The 22833-nt window shown below is 64.6% G+C and carries 19 protein-coding genes; 13 read left to right on the top strand and 6 right to left on the bottom strand.

Going from position 1 to position 22833, the window contains the following annotated elements:
- The first annotated feature begins 5 nt into the window (after positions 1 to 5).
- The 4 genes from LDZ24_RS04395 (at position 6) to LDZ24_RS04380 (ending at position 8582) form a co-directional block, all read left to right on the top strand.
- Positions 6 to 1373 (top strand): MdtA/MuxA family multidrug efflux RND transporter periplasmic adaptor subunit, encoded by a 1368-nt coding sequence (locus LDZ24_RS04395; protein WP_250499205.1) that lies wholly within the window; start codon positions 6 to 8, stop codon positions 1371 to 1373.
- Positions 1374 to 1389: 16 nt separating this feature from the next.
- Positions 1390 to 4515, top strand: a complete 3126-nt coding sequence (locus tag LDZ24_RS04390) for an MdtB/MuxB family multidrug efflux RND transporter permease subunit (protein WP_248321780.1) — start codon at positions 1390 to 1392, stop codon at positions 4513 to 4515.
- Positions 4516 to 4518: 3 nt separating this feature from the next.
- Positions 4519 to 7854 (top strand): efflux RND transporter permease subunit, encoded by a 3336-nt coding sequence (locus LDZ24_RS04385; protein ID WP_248321779.1) that lies wholly within the window; start codon positions 4519 to 4521, stop codon positions 7852 to 7854.
- Between the two features lie 68 nt (positions 7855 to 7922).
- Positions 7923 to 8582, top strand: a complete 660-nt coding sequence (locus LDZ24_RS04380) for an SDR family oxidoreductase (RefSeq protein WP_248321777.1) — start codon at positions 7923 to 7925, stop codon at positions 8580 to 8582.
- A 6-nt stretch (positions 8583 to 8588) separates the two neighbouring features.
- Here LDZ24_RS04380 and kdpE read toward each other — a convergent pair whose 3' ends face one another.
- The 4 genes from kdpE to LDZ24_RS04360 are packed head-to-tail and all read right to left on the bottom strand — an operon-like array spanning position 8589 to position 11546.
- Positions 8589 to 9287 carry a two-component system response regulator KdpE gene (gene kdpE, locus LDZ24_RS04375; RefSeq protein ID WP_248321775.1) on the bottom strand — a complete coding sequence of 233 codons (699 nt, stop codon included), beginning with the start codon at positions 9285 to 9287 and terminating at the stop codon, positions 8589 to 8591.
- A gap of 49 nt (positions 9288 to 9336) precedes the next feature.
- Complete coding sequence (locus tag LDZ24_RS04370; protein ID WP_248321774.1) at positions 9337 to 10311, bottom strand: quinone oxidoreductase; 975 nt, start codon at positions 10309 to 10311, stop codon at positions 9337 to 9339.
- A gap of 32 nt (positions 10312 to 10343) precedes the next feature.
- Positions 10344 to 10733 (bottom strand): methylglyoxal synthase, encoded by a 390-nt coding sequence (locus tag LDZ24_RS04365; protein ID WP_248321773.1) that lies wholly within the window; start codon positions 10731 to 10733, stop codon positions 10344 to 10346.
- A gap of 33 nt (positions 10734 to 10766) precedes the next feature.
- Positions 10767 to 11546, bottom strand: a complete 780-nt coding sequence (locus LDZ24_RS04360; RefSeq protein WP_175939929.1) for an SDR family oxidoreductase — start codon at positions 11544 to 11546, stop codon at positions 10767 to 10769.
- A 277-nt stretch (positions 11547 to 11823) separates the two neighbouring features.
- On the opposite strand from LDZ24_RS04360, the gene upp reads away from it, so the two are divergent.
- From upp to rng, 9 genes are all read left to right on the top strand, one after another.
- The gene (gene upp / locus LDZ24_RS04355) at positions 11824 to 12477 is read left to right on the top strand and encodes a uracil phosphoribosyltransferase (RefSeq protein ID WP_206467883.1); all 654 of its coding nucleotides are present in this window, start codon (positions 11824 to 11826) and stop codon (positions 12475 to 12477) included.
- A 294-nt stretch (positions 12478 to 12771) separates the two neighbouring features.
- Positions 12772 to 13500: a YebC/PmpR family DNA-binding transcriptional regulator gene (locus LDZ24_RS04350; protein ID WP_206467882.1), complete on the top strand. Its 729-nt coding sequence runs from the start codon at positions 12772 to 12774 to the stop codon at positions 13498 to 13500.
- A gap of 197 nt (positions 13501 to 13697) precedes the next feature.
- Entirely contained in the window at positions 13698 to 14987 is a 1290-nt protein-coding gene (purD, locus tag LDZ24_RS04345; RefSeq protein WP_206467881.1) for a phosphoribosylamine--glycine ligase, read from the top strand.
- A 110-nt stretch (positions 14988 to 15097) separates the two neighbouring features.
- The gene (gene hemF / locus LDZ24_RS04340) at positions 15098 to 16057 is read left to right on the top strand and encodes an oxygen-dependent coproporphyrinogen oxidase (RefSeq protein WP_248321771.1); all 960 of its coding nucleotides are present in this window, start codon (positions 15098 to 15100) and stop codon (positions 16055 to 16057) included.
- The gene (locus LDZ24_RS04335) at positions 16048 to 16746 is read left to right on the top strand and encodes a nicotinate-nucleotide adenylyltransferase (protein ID WP_248321769.1); all 699 of its coding nucleotides are present in this window, start codon (positions 16048 to 16050) and stop codon (positions 16744 to 16746) included. The genes hemF and LDZ24_RS04335 overlap by 10 nt, the downstream gene beginning before the upstream one ends.
- A 13-nt stretch (positions 16747 to 16759) precedes the next feature.
- The gene (rsfS, locus tag LDZ24_RS04330) at positions 16760 to 17221 is read left to right on the top strand and encodes a ribosome silencing factor (protein WP_248321768.1); all 462 of its coding nucleotides are present in this window, start codon (positions 16760 to 16762) and stop codon (positions 17219 to 17221) included.
- A gap of 14 nt (positions 17222 to 17235) precedes the next feature.
- The gene (gene rlmH, locus LDZ24_RS04325) at positions 17236 to 17706 is read left to right on the top strand and encodes a 23S rRNA (pseudouridine(1915)-N(3))-methyltransferase RlmH (RefSeq protein ID WP_248321766.1); all 471 of its coding nucleotides are present in this window, start codon (positions 17236 to 17238) and stop codon (positions 17704 to 17706) included.
- A gap of 90 nt (positions 17707 to 17796) precedes the next feature.
- Positions 17797 to 18423: a nucleoside triphosphate pyrophosphatase gene (locus LDZ24_RS04320; protein ID WP_248321764.1), complete on the top strand. Its 627-nt coding sequence runs from the start codon at positions 17797 to 17799 to the stop codon at positions 18421 to 18423.
- 7 nt (positions 18424 to 18430) lie between these two features.
- On the top strand, positions 18431 to 19900 hold the full coding sequence (gene rng / locus LDZ24_RS04315; RefSeq protein WP_206467875.1) for a ribonuclease G: 1470 nt from the start codon (positions 18431 to 18433) through the stop codon (positions 19898 to 19900).
- Here the strand turns inward: rng and waaC are convergent.
- Complete coding sequence (gene waaC / locus LDZ24_RS04310) at positions 19827 to 20888, bottom strand: lipopolysaccharide heptosyltransferase I (protein ID WP_248321762.1); 1062 nt, start codon at positions 20886 to 20888, stop codon at positions 19827 to 19829. The two genes, rng and waaC, sit on opposite strands and share 74 nt — an antisense overlap.
- Before the next feature lie 64 nt (positions 20889 to 20952).
- Positions 20953 to 22677 (bottom strand): lipid A export permease/ATP-binding protein MsbA, encoded by a 1725-nt coding sequence (gene msbA, locus LDZ24_RS04305; RefSeq protein WP_248322271.1) that lies wholly within the window; start codon positions 22675 to 22677, stop codon positions 20953 to 20955.
- Positions 22678 to 22833: the final 156 nt, after the last annotated feature.

Here is a 22833-nt window from a genome sequence, read left to right as displayed (position 1 = left end):
ACACGATGGACGACCGAAAGAACCCTCCCGCCGAGCCGCGCACGACGCCCGCGCGCCCCGCCGATCCCACTCCGACTGCCCCGCCCGTCACCACCGCCGCGCCACGCCGCCGCCGTCTCGTGCCGCTCGTCGTGGCCGTCCTGATCGTCGCGGGAGCGGTCGCGTGGTGGCATCCGTGGAATCGCGGCGGCACAGCGGGTTCGCCGCAGCAGGCGAGTCAGGGCGGACGGCGCGGCGGCGCGAATGCGATGAACCAGCCTCAGCCGGTGCACGTGGCGACCGTGTCGCAAGGCGAGATGCCGGTCGTCATCAATGCGCTCGGCACGGTCACGCCGCTCGCGAACGTCACCGTGAAGACGCAGCTCAACGGCACGCTGATGGAAGTGGCGTTCCGCGAAGGCCAGATGGTCAAGAAGGGCGATCTGCTCGCGCAAATCGACCCGCGTCCCTACGAGATTTCGCTGCGTAACGCGCAAGGCACGCTCGCCCGCGATCAGGCGCTGCTGCAAACCGCGCGGCTCGACTTGCAGCGGTATCAGACGCTGCTCTCGCAGGACTCCATCGCCAAGCAGCAGGTGGACACGCAGGCCTCCCTCGTCAAGCAGTACGAAGGCGCGGTGAAGTCGGATCAGGCCAACGTCGACACGTACAAGCTCGACCTCGCCTACGCGCGCATTACCGCGCCGGTCTCCGGGCGCGTGGGCTTGCGTCAGGTCGATCCGGGCAACTACGTGACGACGGGCGACACCAATGGCGTCGTCGTCATCACGCAGTTGCAGCCGATCAGCGTGATCTTCACGACTTCCGAGGACAACCTCTCCGCGATCATGAAGCCGCTGCGCGCGGGCGTGAAAATGTCGGCGACGGCCTATGACCGCGCGAACACCACGGCGATCGAATCCGGCTATCTCGAAACCGTCGACAACCAGATCGACACGGCCACGGGCACCGTGAAGCTGCGCGCCACCTTCGACAACAAGGAAAACCGGCTCTTCCCGAATCAGTTCGTGAACACGAAGCTGCTCGTCGACGTCATCAAGAACGCGACCATCGTGCCGACTTCGGCGGTGCTCAACGGCTCGTCCGGTTCCTTCGTGTACGTCGTGAAGCCGGACAATACGGTGACCGTGCGCAACGTGAAAACCGGCCCGGTCGATGGCGAGCGCACGAGCATCAAGTCCGGCCTGCAAGTGGGCGAGCGCGTGGTGATCGACGGCTCCGACCGCCTGAAGGAAGGCGCGAAGATCACGATTCCGGCCGAACGCGCCAAGGCCGCGTCGGGGGCATCGGGCGCATCGGCTGCTGCGGCGGCTTCGGGCGCATCGGGCGCGCAGCACGGCGGGCATCATCGCCGTCAGCAACAGCAGCAGTGAACTCTAAGCCTCGCGCATGAATCCCTCCCGCATATTTATCCTGCGACCGGTCGGCACGGCGCTGCTGATGGCGGCGATCATGCTCGTCGGTCTCGTCGCGCTGCGCTTTTTGCCGCTGTCCGCGCTGCCCGCCGTCGACTATCCGACTATTCAGGTGCAGACCTTCTACCCCGGCGCGTCGCCGGACGTGATGACGTCCAGCGTCACCGCGCCGCTCGAAAAGCAGTTCGGGCAGATGGCGAGCCTGAACCAGATGTCGTCGCAGAGTTCCGCGGGGGCATCGGTCATCACATTGCAGTTCAGCCTCGACTTGCCGCTTGATATCGCCGAGCAGGAAGTCCAGGCCGCCATCAATGCGGCGGGCAATCTGCTGCCGTCCGACCTCCCCGCCCCGCCGATCTACGCAAAGGTCAATCCCGCCGACGCGCCGATCATGACGCTCGCGATCAGTTCCAAGACGCTGCCGCTCACGCAGGTGCAGGATCTCGCGGACACGCGGCTCGGGCAGAAGATCTCGCAGGTCGCGGGCGTGGGCCTCGTGTCGGTGAGCGGCGGCAACCGGCCGGCCGTGCGCATTCAGGCCAATACGCGCGCGCTCGCCTCGTACGGGCTTAATATCGACGATCTGCGCACCACGATCTCGAACCTCAACGTCAACACGCCGAAGGGCAATTTCGACGGCCCGACGCGCGCCTACACCATCAACGCGAACGATCAGCTCACCGACGCGAACGCGTACAAGAGCGCGGTCGTCGCGTACCGGAACGGGCGGCCGGTGATGCTGACGGACGTCGCGACCATCGTGCAGGGACCGGAGAACACGAAGCTCGGCGCGTGGGTCGATTCGACGCCCGCCATCATTCTCAACGTGCAACGTCAGCCGGGCGCGAACGTCATTCAGGTGGTGGACGGCATCAAGAAGCTGCTGCCGCAGTTGCAGCAGTCGCTGCCGGCCGCGCTCGACGTGCGCGTGGTCACCGACCGCACCACGACCATTCGCGCCTCCGTGCGCGACGTGCAGTTCGAGCTCGCCCTGTCCGTCGTGCTGGTCGTGCTCGTCATTTATCTCTTCCTCGCGAACGTCTACGCGACCATCATTCCGAGCCTGTCGGTGCCGCTCTCGCTCGTCGGCACGCTCGCGGTCATGTACCTGTGCGGCTTCTCGCTCGACAACCTTTCGCTGATGGCGCTCACCATCGCGACAGGCTTCGTCGTGGACGACGCCATCGTGATGATCGAGAACATCGCGCGTTACGTGGAGGAAGGCGAATCTCCGCTCGAAGCGGCGCTGAAAGGCTCGCGGCAGATCGGCTTCACGATCATTTCGCTCACGGTGTCGCTCATCGCGGTGCTGATTCCGCTGCTCTTCATGGGCGATGTCGTCGGGCGGCTCTTCCATGAATTCGCGATCACGCTCGCGGTGACCATCGTGATTTCGGCGATCGTGTCGCTCACGTTGGTGCCGATGATGTGCGCGAAACTGCTGCGCCATACGCCGCCGAAGGACAGCAAGCGATTCGAGGCGCGCGCGCATCAGTTCATCGATTACGTCATCGGCCGCTATGCGGTGGCGCTCGAATGGGTGCTCGACCGGCAGCGTTCGACGCTCGTGGTCGCGCTGCTCACGCTCGTGCTGACCGGCGTGCTGTACGTTTTCATTCCGAAGGGCTTCTTCCCGACGCAGGACACAGGCGTGATTCAGGCGATCACGCAGGCGCCGCAGGCGGCGTCGTATCAGGCGGTCGCGGAACAGCAGCAAGCGCTCGCGGCGAAGATTCTGCAGAACCCGGACGTCGAGAGTCTCACCTCGTTCATCGGCGTGGACGGCACGAATATCACGCTCAACAGCGGCCGCATGCTGATCAACCTGAAGCCGCGCGACGACCGCAGCAACAGTTCGAGCGAAATCATCCGCTCGATTCAGAACGAAGTGGCGGACATTCCGAGCATCAAGCTCTACATGCAGCCGGTGCAGGATTTGACGATCGACTCCACGGTCAGCCCGACGCAGTATCAGTTCATGTTGACGGACCCGAATCCTTCCGAGTTCGCGCAATGGGTGCCGAAGCTCGTCGACCGGCTGCAACATACGTCGATCCTGACGGATGTCGCCACCGATCTTCAGCAGAACGGCCAATCGGTGTATGTCGAAATCGACCGCGAAACGGCGGCGCGCTTCGGCATCACGCCGGCGACCGTGGACAACGCGCTGTACGACGCGTTCGGCCAACGCATCATTTCGACCATCTTCACGCAGTCGAACCAGTACCGTGTGATTCTGGAAAGCGAGCCGACGGACGCGCATTACAGCGAGACGCTCAACGGCATCTATCTGCCCTCTTCCACCGCGACGAACGGACAGGTGCCGCTCTCGGCCATCGCCAAGTTCCACGAACGCGCCGCGCCTTTGCTCGTCACGCACCTCGGGCAGTTTCCGGCGACGACCGTCTCGTTCAATCTCGCGAAGGGCGCGTCGCTCGGCGCGGCGGTGAAGGCCATCGAAGAAGCGAAGAACGAGATCGGCTTGCCGGCATCGTTCCAGATCCGCTATCAGGGCGCGGCGCTCGCGTTCCAGGCGTCGCTGTCCAACGAACTGTTCCTGATTCTCGCGGCCATCGTGACGATGTATATCGTGCTCGGCGTGCTGTACGAGAGCTTCATCCACCCGATCACCATTCTCTCGACGCTGCCTTCGGCCGGCGTCGGCGCGCTGCTCTCGCTGATAATCACCGGGCACGATCTGGACATCATCGGGATCATTGGCATCGTGCTTTTGATCGGCATCGTGAAGAAGAACGCGATCATGATGATCGACTTCGCGCTCGAAGCCGAACGCGAGCAAGGCAAGCCGCCGCGCGAGGCGATTTTTCAGGCGTGTCTGTTGCGCTTCCGCCCGATTCTGATGACGACGATGGCCGCGCTGCTCGGCGCGCTGCCGCTGATGCTCGGCTGGGGCGCGGGTTCGGAGCTGCGCCATCCGCTCGGCATCGCGATCGTCGGCGGGTTGATCGTGTCGCAGTTGCTCACGCTCTTCACGACGCCCGTGATCTACCTCGGCTTCGATTCGCTCGGCCGCAAGCTGCGCGCGCGCTTCGGCGGCGACGGCATGAGCGCGGCGCGTGCGGCCGGCGACGTGGAGTAAGGCATGAACCTGTCGCGCCTTTTCATCGACCGGCCGGTGGCGACGACGCTGCTCGCCGTCGGCATCGCGCTTGCCGGCATGTTCGCGTTCGTGAAGCTGCCGGTCGCGCCGCTGCCGCAGGTCGATTTCCCGACCATCTCCGTGCAGGCGTCGTTGCCGGGCGCGAGTCCGGAGACCGTGGCGACGAGCGTGGCGAGTCCGCTGGAGCGGCATCTGGGCAGCATCGCGGACGTGAGCGAAATGACGTCGATGAGTTCCGTCGGCAGCACGCGCATCACGCTGCAATTCGGCCTGAATCGCGACATCGACGGCGCCGCGCGCGACGTGCAGGCCGCGATCAACGCCGCGCGCGCCGACCTGCCGACTTCGCTGCGCAGCAATCCGACCTATCACAAGGTCAATCCCGCCGACGCGCCGATTCTCGTGCTCGCGCTGTCGTCGCCCACGCGCACGGCGGGCTCGCTCTACGATTCCGCCGCGACCGTGCTCCAACAGACGCTTTCGACGGTGCCGGGCGTCGGCGAAGTCGACGTGAGCGGGTCGGCGAACCCGGCGGTGCGCGTGGAACTGGAGCCGGGCGCGCTGTTCCACTATGGCATCGGGCTGGAGGACGTGCGGGCGGCGCTCGCGTCGGCGAACGCGAACAGCCCGAAAGGCGCGATCGAGTTCCAGGGCACGCACGTCCAGCTCTACACCAACGATCAGGCGAGCAAGGCCGCGCAGTACAAGGACCTCGTGATCGCGTATCGCAACGGCTCGGCGGTGAAGCTCTCGGACGTCGGCGAAGTGGTCGATTCGGTCGAGGACTTGCGCAATCTCGGCCTCATCAACAACAAGCACGCGGTACTCGTCATTCTGTACCGGCAGCCGGGCGCGAACATCATCGAGACGATCGATCGCGTGAAGGCGATGGTGCCGCAATTGCAGGCTGCCCTGCCCGCCGACGTGGAGATCACGCCGACGGCGGACCGCTCGACCACCATTCGCTCGTCGCTGCACGACACCGAACTCACGCTCGTAATCGCAGTCGCGCTCGTCGTGATGGTCGTGTTCCTGTTCCTGCGCAACTGGCGCGCGACGCTGATACCGAGCGTCGCCGTGCCGATCTCGATCATCGGCACGTTCGCGGCGATGTACCTGCTCGGTTTCTCGCTCGACAATCTCTCGCTGATGGCGCTCACCATCGCGACGGGCTTCGTGGTCGACGACGCCATCGTCGTGCTCGAAAACATCGCGCGGCACGTCGAAAAAGGCGTGCCGCGCATGCAGGCCGCGATCATCGGCGCGCGGGAGGTCGGCTTCACGGTGCTGTCCATCAGCGTGTCGCTCGTCGCCGTGTTCCTGCCCATCTTGCTGATGGGCGGCATCGTCGGGCGGCTGTTCCGCGAATTCGCGCTGACGCTCTCGCTCGCCATTGCGGTGTCGCTCGTCGTGTCGCTGACCGTCACGCCGATGATGTGCTCGCGCCTGCTCGAAGAACCGCGCGAGAAGCGCGAGGAAGGACGCGTCGCGCGCTGGCTCGAACGGCAATTCGAGCGCATGCAGCGCGGTTATGCGCGCACGCTCGGCTGGGCGCTCGGGCATCCGCGCACCATCCTGCTGATTCTGCTCGCGACCATCGGACTCAACTTCTATCTGTACGTGATCGTGCCGAAGGGCTTTTTCCCGCAGCAGGACACGGGGCGCATCATCGGCGGCATTCAGGCGGACCAGAGCACGTCGTTTCAGGCGATGAAGGTCAAGTTCTCCGAGATGATGCGCATTGTCGAGGCCGATCCCGCCGTCGATAGCGTCGCGGGTTTCACGGGCGGACGTTCGACGAATTCTGGCTTCATGTTCATCTCGCTCAAGCCGAAAAGCGAGCGCAAGATTTCGGCGGATCAGGTCATCAACCGCCTGCGCCGACCGCTCGCCAATGTCGCGGGCGCGCGCACGTTCCTTCAGGCGGTGCAGGACATTCGCGTGGGCGGCCGGCAGTCGAACGCGCAGTATCAGTTCACGCTGCTCTCGGACACGACCTCCGACCTGTACACATGGGCGCCGAAGATCACCGAGGCGCTGCAACACCGCCCCGAGCTGACCGACGTGAATTCGGATCAGCAACAAGGCGGCCTCGAAGCGATGGTGACGTTCGACCGCGCGACCGCCGCGCGCCTGAACATCAAGCCCGCGCAGATCGACAACACGCTCTACGACGCGTTCGGCCAGCGGCAGGTCTCGACCATCTACAACCCGTTGTCGCAGTATCACGTCGTCATGGAAGTCGCGCCGAAGTACTGGCAAGACCCGGAAATGCTGAAGCAGATCTACATCAGCACGTCGGGCGGCACGGCGAGCGGCGCCGCATCGACCAATTCCACGACGACATCCAGCGCGACGAGCACGGCATCCACATCCGCGACGGGTTCGACCGGCGCGGGCGGATCGTCGACCAGCACGGCCGACACCACCGCCGCGCTCGCGCTCGAATCCGTGCGCAATTCCGCGACCAACGCCATTGCGGCGAGCGGTAAGTCGGGATCGTCGTCGGGCGCGGCGGTGTCCACGTCGAAGGAAACGATGGTCCCGCTCTCGTCCATCGCGAAGTTCGGGCCGGGCAACACGCCGCTTTCGGTGAATCACCAGAGCCAGTTCGTCGCCTCGACCATTTCGTTCAACTTGCCGCCGGGCAAGTCGCTCTCGGCCGCGACCGCCGCCATCTACGAAACGATGGCCGAACTCGGCGTTCCGCCGACCGTTCACGGCAGCTTTCAGGGCACGGCGCAGGCCTTCCAGCAATCGCTCAACGATCAGCCGCTTCTCATTCTCGCGGCGCTCGCGGCGGTGTACATCGTGCTCGGCATTCTGTACGAGAGCTACATCCACCCGATCACGATTCTTTCCACGCTGCCGTCGGCGGGCATCGGCGCGCTGCTGGCGCTGCTGCTCTTTCACACGGAGTTCAGCATCATCGCTCTGATCGCCGTGATTCTGCTGATCGGCATCGTGAAGAAGAACGCGATCATGATGGTGGACTTCGCGATCGAGGCGACGCGCCACGGCGCGAAGACCTCGCGCGATGCGATCGAGGAAGCCTGCCTGCTGCGCTTTCGCCCGATCATGATGACGACCGCCGCCGCGCTGCTCGGCGCGCTGCCGCTCGCGTTCGGCACGGGCGAAGGCTCGGAGATGCGCGCGCCGCTCGGCATCGCGATCGTCGGCGGCCTGATCGTGAGTCAGATGCTGACGCTCTACACCACGCCCGTCGTCTATCTGTACATGGACCGCGTCCGCGTGCGCGGGGAAGCGCGGCGGGCGCGTCGCAAGGACGGCGCGACTCCTGCAAGCGCGGTCGAATGACGTTACGCTGGCATGGACCGCGAGAATGGCCTACGGTGTTCTGACCGTCCACGCAAGGAGCGTCTCGAATGAAGGCGATGAAAGTCCTGCTGATCGGCGCGCACGGCCGCACGGGCCGCCATGTCGCGCGGCGTTTGCATGAAGAAGGCATTCCCTTTCGCGCGCTGTTGCGCAAGTCCGCGCACAAGAGCGAGTTCGCTGCGCTCGGCGCGGAGATCGTGCTCGGCGATCTGACGCACGACTTCTCGCATGCGCTGGACGACATCACGCACGTCGTCTACGCGGCGGGCTCGGCGGAATCGGAAGGGGTGAGCGAGGAACGCGACATCGACCGCGACGCCGTCATGCGCACCGCCGATTACGCGAAGCGCCGGCGCGTGCGGCAACTGGTTGTGGTGAGCGCGTTGTCGGCGTATCAGCCGCAGCGCAGTCCGCTCGCGCTGCGCCACTATTCACGCATGAAGCGCGAAGCCGACGATTACGTCGCCCGCCGCGGCGTGCCGTACGCAATTCTGCGGCCGGGTCCGCTTTCGGATGCGCCGGGGCGCGGGACGATCGCGCTCGCCGACGAACGCGTCGAACAGATGCCGGCGGTCTCGCGCGAAGACGTCGCGGAAGTGGTGATGCGCTGCCTGCTGCTCGGCGTGACGAATCGCACGATCGGCTTCGTCGGCGGCGACGTGCCTATCGACGATGCGCTCGATGCGCCCGCTGCCGCTACGGCGTAAGCGCCCTCAGTTCGCGCCGACGAGCCGGTAGCCGACGCCCGTTTCCGTGACGATATGCTCCGGCTGCGCGGCGTCGCGTTCGAGCTTCTGCCGCAGATGCGCCATGTAGATGCGCAGGTAATGCGGACTCTCGACATGCGACGGCCCCCACACTTCGCGCAGCAAATGCCTGTGCGTCAGCACGCGCCCCGCGTCGCGCACGAGCGTCGCGAGCAGACGGTATTCGATCGGCGTCAAATGCACGCTTTCGCCGTTTCGCGTGACGCGGCGTAGCGCGAGATCGACCGTGACATCGCCGAAGCTGACCACGGGCGTTTCGCTCGCCGCCGTCTGATTGCGCCGCCGCAAGTGCGCGCGGATACGCGCCATCAGTTCGGAGACGCCGAAGGGCTTGGTCAGATAATCGTCCGCGCCGGCATCGAGCGCGGCGACTTTTTCCTCTTCCTGCGTGCGCGCCGAGAGCACGATCACCGGCACTTCGGTCCAGCTTCGCAATTCGCGGATCACGTCGATGCCGTCCGTGTCCGGCAGGCCGAGATCCACGATCACGAGATCCGGCTTGCGCGTGGCCGCCGCGATCAGCCCTTGCTGGCCGGTTTCGGCTTCGAACACGGTCATCTGCTGCGCTTCGAGCGACACGCGCACGAAGCGCCGGATCTGCTTTTCGTCTTCGATCAGGACGACGGTGAAGGACGGCTCGCTCATCGTTTTTTATTTGGTTGTGGTGGCGAGCCGGCCGCGCACATCCGCGCGTTCAAGGCAAAAGTATCGTCGAGCCGGTCGTCTTGCGCGCTTCGAGTTCTTCGTGGGCGCGCGCCGCGTCCGCGAGCGGATAGCGCTGCCGCACGTTCGTCTTCACCTTGCCCGACGACACCACGTCGAACAATTCGGCGGCCATCGTGTCGAGATCACTGCGCTTTGCGATATAGCTGAAGAGCGTCGGACGCGTGAAGAAGAGCGAGCCGCGCCCGGCGAGCTCCGACGAATCGATCGGCGGCAGCGGCCCCGACGAATTGCCGAAGCTCACGAAAAGACCGAGCGGCGCAAGGCAATCGAGCGAGCCCACATAGGTGTCCTTGCCGATCGAATCGTAGACCACGGGCACGCCCGCGCCGTTCGTGATCTCGCGCACGCGTTGCGTGAAGTTCTCGCGCGTATACACGATCGCGTGATCGCAGCCGTGCTCTTTCGCCAGCGCCGCTTTTTCGTCCGATCCGACCGTGCCGATGACCGTCGCGCCGAGCGCCTTCGCCCACTGGCACGCGAGCATGCCGACGCCGCCCGCCGCCGCGTGAATGAGCACGGTGTCGCCCGCCTTCACGCGGTACGTGCGGCGCAGCAGATATTGCGCCGTCAGCCCTTGCAGCATGATCGACGCGGCATCCTCATAGCCGATCGCATCCGGCAGCTTGACGACGTAATCCGCCGCCATCACGCGTTCTTCCGCGTAGGCGCCCGGCGGACGCGACGCATACGCCACGCGATCGCCCGGCTTGAACTGCGTGACGCCCTCGCCTACCGCCGTCACCTCGCCCGCGCCTTCCATGCCGAGGCCGCCGGGCAGCGGCATCGGATAGAGGCCGGTGCGGAAATACACGTCGATGAAGTTGAGCCCCACCGCATGATGCTTCACGCGGATTTCGCCCTTGCCCGGCTCGCCCACGTTCACATCGACCCATTTCATGACTTCGGGGCCGCCGGTTTTGTCGAATCGGATTGCCTTGGTCATCGCTCGAACGTCTCCTTCGTTTCGTGGATGCTTCAGCGCGCCTTCACCAGCCGGGCGCGCAACTCGTCGAGAATCATGCGCGCGGTCGACACGTTGGTCGCGCACGGCACGTTATGCACGTCGCAGGCGCGCACCAGCGCGTTGATGTCGGGCTCGTGCGGCTGCGGCGTCATCGGGTCGCGCAGAAAGATCACGACGTCGACGCGCCCTTCCGCCAGTTCGCCGCCGATCTGCAAGTCGCCGCCATGCGGGCCGGACAGCTTGCGCTCGACATCGAGCCCGTGCGCCGCCGCGATGCGCGCGCCCGTGGTGCCGGTCGCGACCAGCTGGCATTGCGCCAATGTGTCGACATACTCGCCCGCGAGCGCGACGATGTCGTCCTTTTTCATGTCGTGCGCAATCAGCGCGACGCGTGTGCTCATGTGCTGCCTTCTCCCCTCTTGTCGTGTCGCCGGTCAGTAGGTGCCAGGATAAGCGCCGCCGTCGATCAATATGTTCTGGCCGATGATATAGCCGGCATGCACGCTGCACAGGAACGCGCAGGTCCGCCCGAACTCGTCCGGATTACCGAAGCGCCCGGCCGGAAGACTCTGCGCGCGACGCGCGCGCGCCTCTTCGATGGAAATGTTCTGCGCCTTGGCCTGCGCCTCGAAGGTGACGGCGACGCGGTCGGTGTCGAACGTGCCCGGCAGCAAGTTGTTGATGGTGACGCCGGTAGCCGCCACCTTGCGCGCCACGCCCGCGACGAAGCCCGTGAGTCCCGAGCGCGCGCCGTTCGACAGACCGAGCACGTCGATAGGCGCTTTCACAGACGAACTCGTGATATTGACGATGCGCCCGAACCCGCGATCGATCATGCCGTCGATGGTGCGCTTGATGAGCTCGATCGGGGTCAGCATGTTCGCTTCGAGCGCCTTGATCCACATCTCATGCGTGAAGTTGCGGAAGTCGCCCGGCGGCGGGCCGCCCGCGTTGTTCACCAGAATGTCCGGCTGCGGACAGGCCGCGAGCGCGGCGTTGTGGCCTTCGGGCGTCGTGATGTCGCACGCGACGGCCTGCACGTTGACGCCATACTGCGCGCGGATGCTCGCCGCCGTCGCTTCGAGCGTCTCGGCCGTGCGCGCCGTGATAACGAGATTCACGCCCTCCGCGGCCAGCGCCTCCGCGCAGCCGCGCCCGAGTCCCTTGCTCGCCGCGCACACGAGCGCGGTGCGCCCTGCGATTCCCATATCCATCGTCCGTCCTCCATGATCGTCGCTTAGTGTTCGAATCGGTCCGTAGCGTGGCAACGTGGCATCGTTGCACGCGTCGAAACCCTCTCGCGCATTCTAGAAGAATCGGGGAGGCAACGTGGGCGCATGCATGGCCGCATCGCCGGCGATTATTCTTAGGTCATGGCGGCCTTTTCGGTAAACTGTCGCCACTGTCGGCCCGGCGCGCTGTGAATTGCGCCGCGCGCGACCGCCCACGGCAGGACCATCACCCGAGCAGGACGCGCACTGCGCGAGACCCATGAAACAAGACAGCCGCTTTCCCAATCTCTTCATCCTCAATCACCCGCTGATCCAGCACAAGCTCACGCACATGCGGGACAAGGACACGTCGACGCGCACGTTCCGCGAGTTGCTTCGGGAAATCACGCTGCTGATGGGCTATGAAATCACGCGCAACCTGCCGTTGACGACCAAGCGCGTGGAAACGCCGCTCGTGGAAATCGACGCGCCGGTGATCGCCGGCAAGAAGCTCGCGATCGTGCCGGTGCTGCGCGCGGGCATCGGCATGTCGGACGGTCTGCTCGACCTCGTGCCGTCGGCGCGCGTCGGGCATATCGGCGTGTATCGCGCGGACGATCATCGGCCGGTGGAGTATCTCGTGCGCCTGCCGCCCGATCTGGAGGAGCGCGTGTTCATTCTCTGCGATCCGATGGTCGCGACCGGCTACTCCGCCGTGCACGCCGTCGACGTGATGAAGCGGCGCAATGTGCAGGACGAGAACATCATCTTCGTCGCGCTGGTCGCCGCGCCCGAGGGGGTGAAGGTGTTTCAGGACGCGCATCCGAACGTGAAGCTCTACGTGGCGTCGCTGGATTCGCATCTGAACGAGCATGCGTATATCGTCCCCGGTCTCGGCGATGCCGGCGATCGCCTCTTCGGCACCAGGAACTGACCGCCCGTCCGCTTTTGCCGCCCGACCGCCGCCCGACCGCCGCGCCTTCGCGCGGCGGTTTCGTTTTCACGGCGGGCCGGCTCGCACGCCCGCTGTCCGGGCGTTGCGCCATGCTAAAATTTTGGTCTGTTTCCGATCCGAAATCGACGCGCGTCCGAGCATCGCGCCGCGTCGCCGGGCGGACCCGGCAGCCGCTTTGAAGCACTCAGCGAGGCAGCGCGCGGGCCGGTCGATAATCACGCAACACAGCACACTAGGCGCACGAATTCACGCGGCGCGCGACGGAGAAAGGTAATGGCGGGTCATTCGAAATGGGCCAACATCAAGCATAAGAAAGCAGCGGCCGACGCGAAGAAAGGCAAGATCTGGACGCGCCTCATCAAGGAAATCCAGGTCGCGGCCCGCATGGGCGGCGGCGACATCGACTCGAATCCGCGCTTGCGGCTCGCCGTCGACAAGGCCTACGACGCGAACATGCCGAAGGACAACGTCAATCGCGCGATCCAGCGCGGCGTCGGCGGCGTCGATGGCGCGAACTACGAAGAAATCCGCTACGAAGGCTACGGCATCGGCGGCGCGGCGATCATCGTCGACACCATGACGGACAACCGCACGCGCACGGTCGCGGAAGTGCGCCACGCATTCTCGAAGTTCGGCGGCAACATGGGCACGGACGGCTCGGTGTCGTTCATGTTCGACCACGTCGGCCAGTTCCTGTTCGCGCCGGGCACGCCCGAAGACAAGCTGATGGACGCGGCCCTCGAAGCCGGCGCCGACGACGTCGTGACGAACGAAGACGGCAGTATCGAAGTGCTCTGCCCGCCGAACGATTTCCAGAAGGTGAAGGACGCGCTCGAAGCCGCGGGCTTCAAGGCCGAACTCGCCGAAGTGACGATGAAGCCGCAGACGGAAGTCGAATTCAGCGGCGATGACGCAGTGAAGATGCAAAAGCTGCTCGACGCGCTCGAGAATCTCGACGACGTGCAGGAAGTCTATACGAACGCCGCAATCAACGACGAGTAACGAGGAGCAGCAGCCGCCGCGCTGGGTGGTTTCGCCGCGCCGCGACTGGAACGGCTTTCGCTTTGCTTCGACGATTGGAAGGCGCGTGACGCAGCCGATGTCCGCGCGAGCCGCCTTTCGACCGCTCTGACTGCGCCGCAACCAGGCGCGTACGCGTGCGCGGCCACAGTTTTCATTCAAGCTTTTCGGGGATTCAAATGAAGTTACTCGTCGTCGGTTCGGGCGGTCGGGAACATGCACTGGCATGGAAGCTCGCGCAGTCGCCGCGCGTGCAGATCGTCTATGTGGCGCCCGGCAACGGCGGCACCGCGCAGGACGAGCGCCTGCGCAACGTCGATATCACGGACCCGGCCGCGCTCGCCGATTTCGTCGAGAAGGAGCACGTTTCGCTGACCGTCGTCGGTCCGGAAACGCCGCTCGCCGCGGGCATCGTGAATCTGTTCCGCTCGCGCGGGCTGAAAATCTTCGGGCCGACCAAGGAAGCCGCGCAGCTCGAAAGCTCGAAGGACTTCGCCAAGGCGTTCATGAAACGCCACAACATTCCGACGGCCGAATACGAAACCTTCACGGACGCCGCCGCCGCGCACGCCTACATCGACGCGAAAGGCGCGCCGATCGTCGTGAAAGCGGACGGACTCGCCGCCGGCAAGGGCGTGGTCGTCGCGATGAGCGCCGAAGAAGCGCACGCCGCCGTCGATTCGATGCTTGCCGACAACCAGTTCGGCGATGCGGGCGCGCGCGTGGTCATCGAAGAATTCCTGACCGGCGAGGAAGCGAGCTTCATCGTGATGGTGGACGGCAAGCACGTGCTGCCGCTCGCCTCCAGCCAGGACCACAAGCGCCTGCTCGACGGCGACAAGGGTCCGAACACCGGCGGCATGGGCGCGTACTCGCCCGCGCCTATCGTCACGCCGCAACTGCACGCCCGCGTGATGCGCGAAATCATCCTGCCGACGGTGCGCGGCATGGAAAACGAAGGCATCCGCTATACCGGCTTTCTGTACGCGGGCCTGATGATCGACGCGAACGGCAATCCGAAGACGCTCGAATTCAACTGCCGAATGGGCGACCCGGAAACGCAGCCGATCATGGCGCGCCTGAAGGGCGATTTCTCGAAAGTCGTGGAGATGGCCATCGACGGCAAGCTCGACGGCGCGGAACTGGAGTGGGATCGGCGCACCGCGCTCGGCGTCGTGCTGGCCGCGCACAACTACCCGGACGCGCCGCGCAAGGGCGACCGCATCAACGGCATTCCGGCCGAAACGGACAACGCCGTGACGTTCCACGCGGGCACGACGCTGGCTGACGGCAAGCTGACGACCTCGGGCGGACGCGTGCTGTGCGTCGTCGGGCTGGCGGATTCGGTGCGCGGCGCGCAATCCGTGGTCTACGATACAGTGAATCAGATCTCGTTCGACGGCATGCAGTATCGCCGGGACATCGGTTACCGGGCGGTGAGCCGCAAACAGGCTGACCGCCACGGCTGACGCGGAATTTCCGCTTCGCCGAACCCGCGCTGCCGGACCTCGTGTCCGGCAGCGCGTTTTGAAGAGAACCACGACTTACGCGCCAGCCGGCTGGCGCAGTGCATCCATCGATGAGTGAACCGAAACGCAGCGCGGACCGCGAGGCACAACGAGACGCATCGCACGATATCGCGGCGGTGCGCGACTATCTGACCGGCCTGCAAACGCGCATCGCCGACACGCTCGGCGCGTTCGACGGCACGCCCTTCGCCACCGACGCCTGGACCCGCGAGCCGGGCGTGCATCTGCGCGGCGGCGGCGTGACGCGCATTCTCGAAGGCGGCGGGTTTTTCGAGCGCGCCGGCATCGGTTTCTCGGACGTCGCGGGCGACGCCCTGCCGCCATCGGCCAGCGCGGCGCGTCCGCAGCTCGCGGGGCGCGGCTTCGAGGCGCTCGGCGTCTCGCTCGTCATGCATCCACGCAACCCGCACTGCCCGACCGTGCACATGAACGTGCGCATGCTCACAGCCGTGAAACCCGGCGAAGCGCCGATCTTCTGGTTCGGCGGCGGCATGGACCTCACGCCGATCTACGGCTACGACGAAGACGCGGTGCATTTTCATCGCGTATGCCGCGAAGCATTGCAACCGTTCGGCGCGGACTTGTACCCGCGTTTCAAGACGTGGTGCGACGAGTATTTCTACCTCAAGCATCGGAACGAACAGCGGGGCATCGGCGGGATTTTTTTCGATGATTTCTCCGAGCCCGGCTTCGAGCGTTCCTTCGCGATGATGCAAAGCGTCGGCGATGCATTTCTGAACGCGTATCTGCCGATCATCGAGCGGCGGCGCGACACGCCGTACAGCGAGCGCGAGCGCGAGTTTCAGGCGTACCGGCGCGGGCGCTACGTCGAATTCAACCTCGTCTTCGATCGCGGCACGCATTTCGGTCTGCAAAGCGGCGGCCGCACCGAGTCGATTCTCATGTCGATGCCGCCGGTCGCGAACTGGCGCTACGACTGGCAACCGGAACCCGGCACGCCGGAAGCGCGGCTGTACCGGGACTTTCTGGTGCGCCGCGAATGGCTGTGATCTCCGCCGCCACTCCGGGCGCGCCGTGCGAGAAGCGCGTCGGCCTGCTCGGCGGCACGTTCGATCCAATCCACAACGGACATCTCGCGCTCGCCCGGCGCTTCGCCGCGCTGTTGCAGCTGACCGAACTCGTGCTGCTGCCGGCCGGCCAGCCGTGGCAGAAGGTGGGCGTATCGGCGCCGCATCATCGGCTGGCGATGACGCGCGCGGCGGCGCAATCGCTCGATCTCGGCGGCGCGAAAATTACCGTCGCGACCGATGAAATCGAGCGCGACGGCCCCACTTACACCGTCGACACGCTCGCTCAGTGGCGCGAGCGCGAAGGCTCGGAGGCGTCGCTTTCGCTTCTGATCGGCGCCGATCAGCTCGTGAAGCTCGACTCATGGCACGACTGGAAGCGGCTTTTCGACTATGCGCACATTTGCGTCGAGGCGCGGCCGGGCTTCGATCTGCGCGTGCTGCCCGATAAAGTGGCGCGGGAAATGGCCGCGCGCCGGGCGTCGGCGGACGTGCTAACCGCGAGTCCGTGCGGCCATGTGCTGATCGACGAATCGCTCTCCATCGACGTCTCCGCCACGGCGATCCGCGAGCACGCTCGCGCGCAAGACGGCACGCGCGAACTGCGCGCTCAGGTCCCATCCGCCGTATGGGACTATATTGTTCAACATCACCTGTACCGGACACGGTAAAGACACAGCAACCATGGAACTTCAAAAGCTGCAACGCGCGATCATCGACGGTCTCGAAGACGTCAAGGCGCAAGACATCAAGGTGTTCAACACGAGCCACCTGACGTCGCTGTTCGACCGCGTGGTCGTGGCGAGCGGGACGTCGAACCGGCAGACCAAGGCGCTTGCCAACAGCGTGCGCGAAAAGGTCAAGGAAGCGGGTGGCGACATCATCAGCACGGAAGGCGAGGAGATCGGCGAATGGGTGCTGGTCGATTGCGGCGACGCGGTCGTTCATATCCTGCAACCGGCGCTGCGCCAGTACTACAACCTCGAGGAAGTCTGGGGCGACAAGCCCGTGCGCGTGAAGCTGCAAAAGCCGAACATGTTCGGCGGCGCGAGCGTCGCCGATGACGACGAGGACGAAGAAGACGAGGCAACCGATAAGCCCGCGGTGAAACGCCCGGCGCGCAAGACCGCGCGCAAGCAGGCCTGAAGGCTCGCGCCTTCATGAAGCTCTATATCCTGGCCGTCGGACACAAGATGCCCGACTGGATCGAAAGCGGGTTCGACGAGTACGCGAAGCGCATGCCGCCCGAGCTGCGCATCGAACTCAAGGAAATCAAGCCCGAGCAACGCTCGTCCGGACGCAATGCCGAGAGCGTGATGACTGCCGAGCGGCAGCGAATCGAAGCCGCCTTGCCGAAGAACGCGCGCGTCGTCGCACTCGATGAACGCGGCCGCGACTGGACCACGATGCAACTCGCGAACGCCCTGCCCGGCTGGCAGCAGGACGGGCGCGATGTCGCGTTCGTGATCGGCGGCGCGGACGGCCTCGCGCCCGAAGTGAAGGCCCGCGCCGAACTGATGTTGCGCGTCTCCAGCCTCACGCTGCCTCACGGCATGGTTCGCGTGCTGCTGGCCGAACAGCTTTACCGCGCGTGGAGCATCACGCAGAATCATCCCTACCATCGCGCGTGAGTCCGGACCGATAGGCTTTCCGCTCAGGTCTTCGTTCAGGCTTGCTGTGCGGTCCGACCGCGCGCGCATTTCTTCGAGACCTTTTCGCCGATGTCCGCTCACTCCTCCGCTTATCCCTTCGTTTATCTCGCCTCGCAAAGCCCGCGCCGTCAGGAGTTGCTTCGGCAACTGGGCGTTCAATACGAACTGCTGCTGCCGCGCCCCGATGAAGACGCCGAAGCACTCGAAGCCGAGCTTGCGGGCGAGGCCGCGGATGCGTATGTCGTGCGCGTCTGCGCGTTGAAGGCGAAGGCGGCCCGCGCGCGTTTGCTTGCCGGCGGACATGCGCCCGCGCCGATTCTTGTCGCCGATACAACCGTCACCATCGACGGCCTGATTCTCGGCAAGCCTTTGCATGAAGCCGATGCCGTCGCGATGCTCGAACGCCTCGCCGGTCGCGAGCACGAAGTGCTCACCGCGCTCGCCGTGGTGGATGCCGAAGGGACAATGCTCGAAGTGGCGCTGTCGCGTTCGACGGTGCGCTTCGCGGCTGTAGACCGTGCTGCGCTGCAACGCTATGCCGCGACCGGCGAGCCGCTCGGCAAGGCGGGCGCGTATGGCATTCAGGGCCGCGCGGCGGCGTTCATCGAGCGAATCGAGGGGTCCTATTCGGGTATCATGGGTCTGCCCCTTTTCGAAACCGCAGCACTCTTGCGCGTGGCGCGCGTCGAATTCTAAACAGGCCATGAACGAAGAAATCCTGATCAACGTCACACCGCAGGAAACCCGCGTCGCACTGGTTCAGCAAGGCGCCGTTCAGGAGCTTCACGTCGAGCGCACGCTTTCGCGCGGGCGCGTCGGCAATGTGTATCTCGGCAAGGTCGTGCGCGTATTGCCGGGCATGCAGTCCGCGTTCATCGACATCGGTCTGGAGCGCGCCGCGTTCCTTCATGTGGCCGATATCTGGCATCCGCGCATCGCGGGCGAGGCGCATGGGTCCGCGGCGCATGTGCCGATCGAGAAGATTGTGTTTGAAGGCCAGGCGCTGATGGTGCAAGTCGTGAAGGACCCCATCGGCACGAAGGGCGCGCGGCTGTCGACGCAGGTGAGCATCGCGGGACGCACTCTCGTGTATCTGCCGCAGGAGCCGCATATCGGCATCTCGCAGAAGATCGAGAGCGAGGCGGAACGCGAGGCGGTTCGCGCTCGCCTTACCGCCGTGTTGCCCGCCGACGAGAAAGGCGGCTATATCGTGAGGACGATCGCGGAAGATTCATCCAGTGAAGAGTTGGCCGCCGATGTCGCCTATCTGCGCAAGACGTGGGCGACCATCGTGACGCAGGCGCAGCGCGTGCCGCCGACCACGCTGCTCTATCAGGATCTGAACCTCGCGCAGCGCGTGTTACGCGATTTCGTGAACGACGAGACCACGCGCATTCAGGTCGATTCGCGCGAGACGTATCAGATGCTCGCGGACTTCGCGGCCGAGTTCACGCCCGCCGTGGCGTCGCGCGTGCATCACTACACCGGCGAGCGGCCGCTCTTCGACCTGTACAACATCGAGGCGGAGATTCAGCGGGCGCTGTCGCGGCGCGTCGATCTGAAGTCGGGCGGCTATTTGATGATCGACCAGACCGAGGCGATGACCACCATCGACGTGAACACGGGCGGTTATGTGGGCGCGCGCAATTTCGACGACACTATCTTCAAGACGAACCTCGAAGCGGCGCATACCATCGCGCGGCAACTGCGCTTGAGGAATCTCGGCGGGATCATCATCATCGATTTCATCGACATGGAGAATGTCGAGCATCGCGATCAGGTACTGGGCGAGTTGAAGAAAGCGCTGTCGCGGGATCGCACGCGCGTGACGGTGAATGGCTTCTCGCAACTGGGGCTCGTCGAGATGACGCGCAAGCGCACGCGTGAATCGCTCGCGCATGTGTTGTGCGAGCCTTGCCCGACGTGTCAGGGCAAGGGACAGGTCAAGACGCCGCGTACCGTCTGCTACGACGTGCTGCGCGAAATCATGCGCGAATCGCGGCAGTTCAATCCGCGCGAGTTTCGCGTGGTAGCGTCGCAGCAGGTCATCGACCTGTTTCTCGAAGAAGAGTCACAGCATCTCGCCATGCTGATGGATTTCATCGGGAAGCCGGTTTCGTTGCAGGTGGAGTCGAATTTGAGTCAGGAGCAGTATGACATTGTGTTGATGTAGGCGCCTGCCCCGCCTCTTCCTGTTTCCCCTGCTCGACTGCGCGAATGGCCGCTAACACCTCTTCCACTGAAGGCGGCCTACCTTCGTCCCCGACCGACAAGCAAACGCCTGGAATATTGACCCCGAAATGCGGCCGTGATGTCGCGCTGAAGATCATCACGGTCGGCTTGCGCAGTGCGGACGCGAGATGGACCAGACCCGTGTCAGTTCCGACTACCAATGCGGCAAGATCGACGTGTTGCGCGATCTCCTCGATCGTGAGCCTGGGCAGCACGCGCGAATTCGGCACCTCGCGGGCAATCGCTTCGGCGTCGATCCGCTCTGCATCCGTTCCCCACGGTAATAGCGGCGTGAGCCCACGCTCGACAAGCGCTTTCGCCACAGCGACCCAGTTGGCGGCGGGCCACTTTTTTTCCGCTTTCGATGTCGCGTGAAAGAGCAACGCAAAAGGCATGTCCGATACCGCCTGGGGCGCCACCTTCGGCTTCGGAATGGCGAGGACAGTCGGCGGGAACGGCTCGATCGAATATCCGAAGGTTTCGGACAGCGTGCGGCGCATGCCTTCCCATGCGTTGTCGTCTCTGCGCGGCGCGAAGCGGTGTGTGTACGCGAAGGCCGCACCAGCCTCGCCCAGATTCGCACGCGAGTAGCCGAAGCGGCGCTTCGAGCGCGTTAGAAAAGAGATGATCGCGCTCTTGTAGACGCCGTGCAGGTCCACCACCAGATCGTACTTCTCGCGTCGAAGATCGGATATGGAAGACCAGATGGCCGACAAATCTCGAAGATTGCGCATCTTCTTGAAGCGTCGCAACGGCGCGCAGAGCACGCGCTCGACACCCGGATTCCAGCGTGGAATGTCGGCAAAGGCCTCGTCGACGGCCCAGTCGACAATCACGCCGGGAAACGCGCGATGCAGATCGCCGACCACCGCCTGCGCCTGAATCACATCGCCTAACGACGTGACCTTCACGACCAGGATTCGCTTCATCGTCCAGGTATCTTTCCGACGCCAATCGTCGGGATCATGAGGAGACTTCTATTCGACATGGGAGCTACGCCGCCTCTTGTTGATACTGCATGCGATGCAGGTGGGCATACAGCCCGTTCTGGCGCAGCAGTTCCGCGTGACTGCCCTGCTCGGCGATGCGGCCGCGTTCCATGACCAGGATGCGGTCCGCGCGTTCGATAGTCGATAGCCGGTGCGCGATCACGAGGGTCGTTCGACCCTTCATGAGCGTCTCGAGCGCGGACTGCACATGCCGCTCCGATTCGGAATCGAGCGCAGATGTCGCCTCGTCGAGAATCAGAATAGGCGCGTCCTTATAGATGGCCCGCGCGATCGCGAGCCGCTGCCGCTGGCCACCTGACAGACGCATGCCGTTACCGCCGATCAGCGTATCGATGCCATCGGGCATCGACGCGACCATGTCCGCCAGGTTCGCCGCGGTGAGCGCGCGAAGCACGCGTTCCCGGTCCGGCGTCGTGCCATAGGCGACGTTGGCGGCGATCGAGTCGTTGAAGAGCACGACATCCTGGCTCACCATCGCCATTTGCGCGCGCAGGTCTGAGAGCGCGTATTCGTGCAGCGGAACGCCGTCCACTAGCACGTCGCCGCTCGCGGGATCGAAGAATCGTGGCAGCAGATTCACGAGCGTGGTCTTGCCACTGCCGGACGGACCGGCCAGCGCAAGCATTTCGCCGGGCGCGACCTTGAACGACACATGATCGAGCGTCGACCGGTCGGGGGAATAGGCGAAGGAAACGTCGCGGAACTCCACTTCGCCGCGCGCGCGTTCCAGACGACGCCCGCCGCCGCTTGGCTCCGGAGGTTCGTCGATCAGGCCGAAGATCAGTTCGGCCGCGGTCATGCCGCGCTGCATCGGCTGATTGATGTCGATCAGATGCTTGAGCGGCGAAATGACCAGCAGCATCGACGTGACGAACGCCACGAAACCGCCGACCGTGGTCTGATCGTTTGCCGATTGCACGACCGCGATGGTGAGCACGACTGCAAGCGCGATCGACGCGAGAAACTGCGTGAGCGGCTGCGCGAGGCCGCCCGACACCTGCATGCGCATGGAATAGCCGCGCAGCCGGTGACTCATGTCCGTGAAGCGGTCGATCTCGTAACGCTCGCCGTTGTGCACCTTCACGACCTTGTAGCCGCCCACGGTTTCCTCGACGACATACGACAGTTCGTTCGTGAGCGCCTGATGCTCGCGGTTCAGCCGCCGCAGCCGGCGATTGATCTTGCTCACGAGCCAGCCGATCAGCGGAAGGATGACCGCGACGATCAAGGTGAGGCGCCAGTTGAGGATGAACAGATAGCCGAGCAGGAACACGACCGTGAGCGAATCGCGCACGAGGGTGACGACCACGCTCGACAGCACCGATAGAATCTGATTGACCTCGAAGACGATCGCGTTGATGACCGTGCTCGCCGTCTCGCGCTGGAAGAAACCGGCGCTTGTGTGGATCATGCGCTGGAACATTTCGAGCCGCAGTTGCAGCAGGATTTTGTTCGACACATACGACAGGAAATAGCCGGATGCGTACTGCGCCGCACCGCGCACGAGCGCGAGACCGATGACGGCTGCAGGCACGAGCCATTTCGCGTGATCGCTGCCCTTCGTACCGAAGCCGTGGTCGAGCAGCGGCTTGAGCAGCATTGGGATGCCGGCCTCGGTCGCGGCGACGATGCCCATCGTCGCGATCCCGAGAATGACCATGCCCAACAGCGGGCGAATGTACGGCCAGAGCCGCTTCATGACGGCCATCGGCGATGAAGCTTCCGTGCCGCCGATGGGCTTGCGGAGTGATGCCGGTTTATTCAAGAAAGTTTCTCCACTTCGCCCCGCGCCGGTCCGCTGTCGCGTGACCCAATCTCTAATAGTACGTCTGTGTGAATCGCTCGAGTCCCACGCGGGCAATCA

The sequence above is a fragment of the Caballeronia sp. Sq4a genome (assembly GCF_023170545.1).
Classification (GTDB): Bacteria; Pseudomonadota; Gammaproteobacteria; order Burkholderiales; family Burkholderiaceae; genus Caballeronia.
Note: the sequence above shows the minus strand (reverse complement) of the source record. Positions and strands in the feature narration are given on the sequence as shown.

Bases quoted from the DNA above. Each gene is read 5' to 3' on its own strand.
- LDZ24_RS04360 (WP_175939929.1), bottom strand. From the start codon at position 11,546: ATGGATATGGGAATCGCAGGGCGCACCGCGCTCGTGTGCGCGGCGAGC.
- LDZ24_RS04320 (WP_248321764.1), top strand. From the start codon at position 17,797: ATGTCCGCTCACTCCTCCGCTTATCCCTTCGTTTATCTCGCCTCGCAA.
- LDZ24_RS04395 (WP_250499205.1), top strand. From the start codon at position 6: ATGGACGACCGAAAGAACCCTCCCGCCGAGCCGCGCACGACGCCCGCG.
- rlmH (WP_248321766.1), top strand. From the start codon at position 17,236: ATGAAGCTCTATATCCTGGCCGTCGGACACAAGATGCCCGACTGGATC.
- LDZ24_RS04380 (WP_248321777.1), top strand. From the start codon at position 7,923: ATGAAGGCGATGAAAGTCCTGCTGATCGGCGCGCACGGCCGCACGGGC.
- rng (WP_206467875.1), top strand. From the start codon at position 18,431: ATGAACGAAGAAATCCTGATCAACGTCACACCGCAGGAAACCCGCGTC.
- LDZ24_RS04365 (WP_248321773.1), bottom strand. From the start codon at position 10,733: ATGAGCACACGCGTCGCGCTGATTGCGCACGACATGAAAAAGGACGAC.
- LDZ24_RS04385 (WP_248321779.1), top strand. From the start codon at position 4,519: ATGAACCTGTCGCGCCTTTTCATCGACCGGCCGGTGGCGACGACGCTG.
- hemF (WP_248321771.1), top strand. From the start codon at position 15,098: ATGAGTGAACCGAAACGCAGCGCGGACCGCGAGGCACAACGAGACGCA.
- rsfS (WP_248321768.1), top strand. From the start codon at position 16,760: ATGGAACTTCAAAAGCTGCAACGCGCGATCATCGACGGTCTCGAAGAC.
- purD (WP_206467881.1), top strand. From the start codon at position 13,698: ATGAAGTTACTCGTCGTCGGTTCGGGCGGTCGGGAACATGCACTGGCA.
- upp (WP_206467883.1), top strand. From the start codon at position 11,824: ATGAAACAAGACAGCCGCTTTCCCAATCTCTTCATCCTCAATCACCCG.
- waaC (WP_248321762.1), bottom strand. From the start codon at position 20,888: ATGAAGCGAATCCTGGTCGTGAAGGTCACGTCGTTAGGCGATGTGATT.
- LDZ24_RS04335 (WP_248321769.1), top strand. From the start codon at position 16,048: ATGGCTGTGATCTCCGCCGCCACTCCGGGCGCGCCGTGCGAGAAGCGC.
- msbA (WP_248322271.1), bottom strand. From the start codon at position 22,677: ATGGCCGTCATGAAGCGGCTCTGGCCGTACATTCGCCCGCTGTTGGGC.
- LDZ24_RS04350 (WP_206467882.1), top strand. From the start codon at position 12,772: ATGGCGGGTCATTCGAAATGGGCCAACATCAAGCATAAGAAAGCAGCG.
- LDZ24_RS04390 (WP_248321780.1), top strand. From the start codon at position 1,390: ATGAATCCCTCCCGCATATTTATCCTGCGACCGGTCGGCACGGCGCTG.
- LDZ24_RS04370 (WP_248321774.1), bottom strand. From the start codon at position 10,311: ATGACCAAGGCAATCCGATTCGACAAAACCGGCGGCCCCGAAGTCATG.
- kdpE (WP_248321775.1), bottom strand. From the start codon at position 9,287: ATGAGCGAGCCGTCCTTCACCGTCGTCCTGATCGAAGACGAAAAGCAG.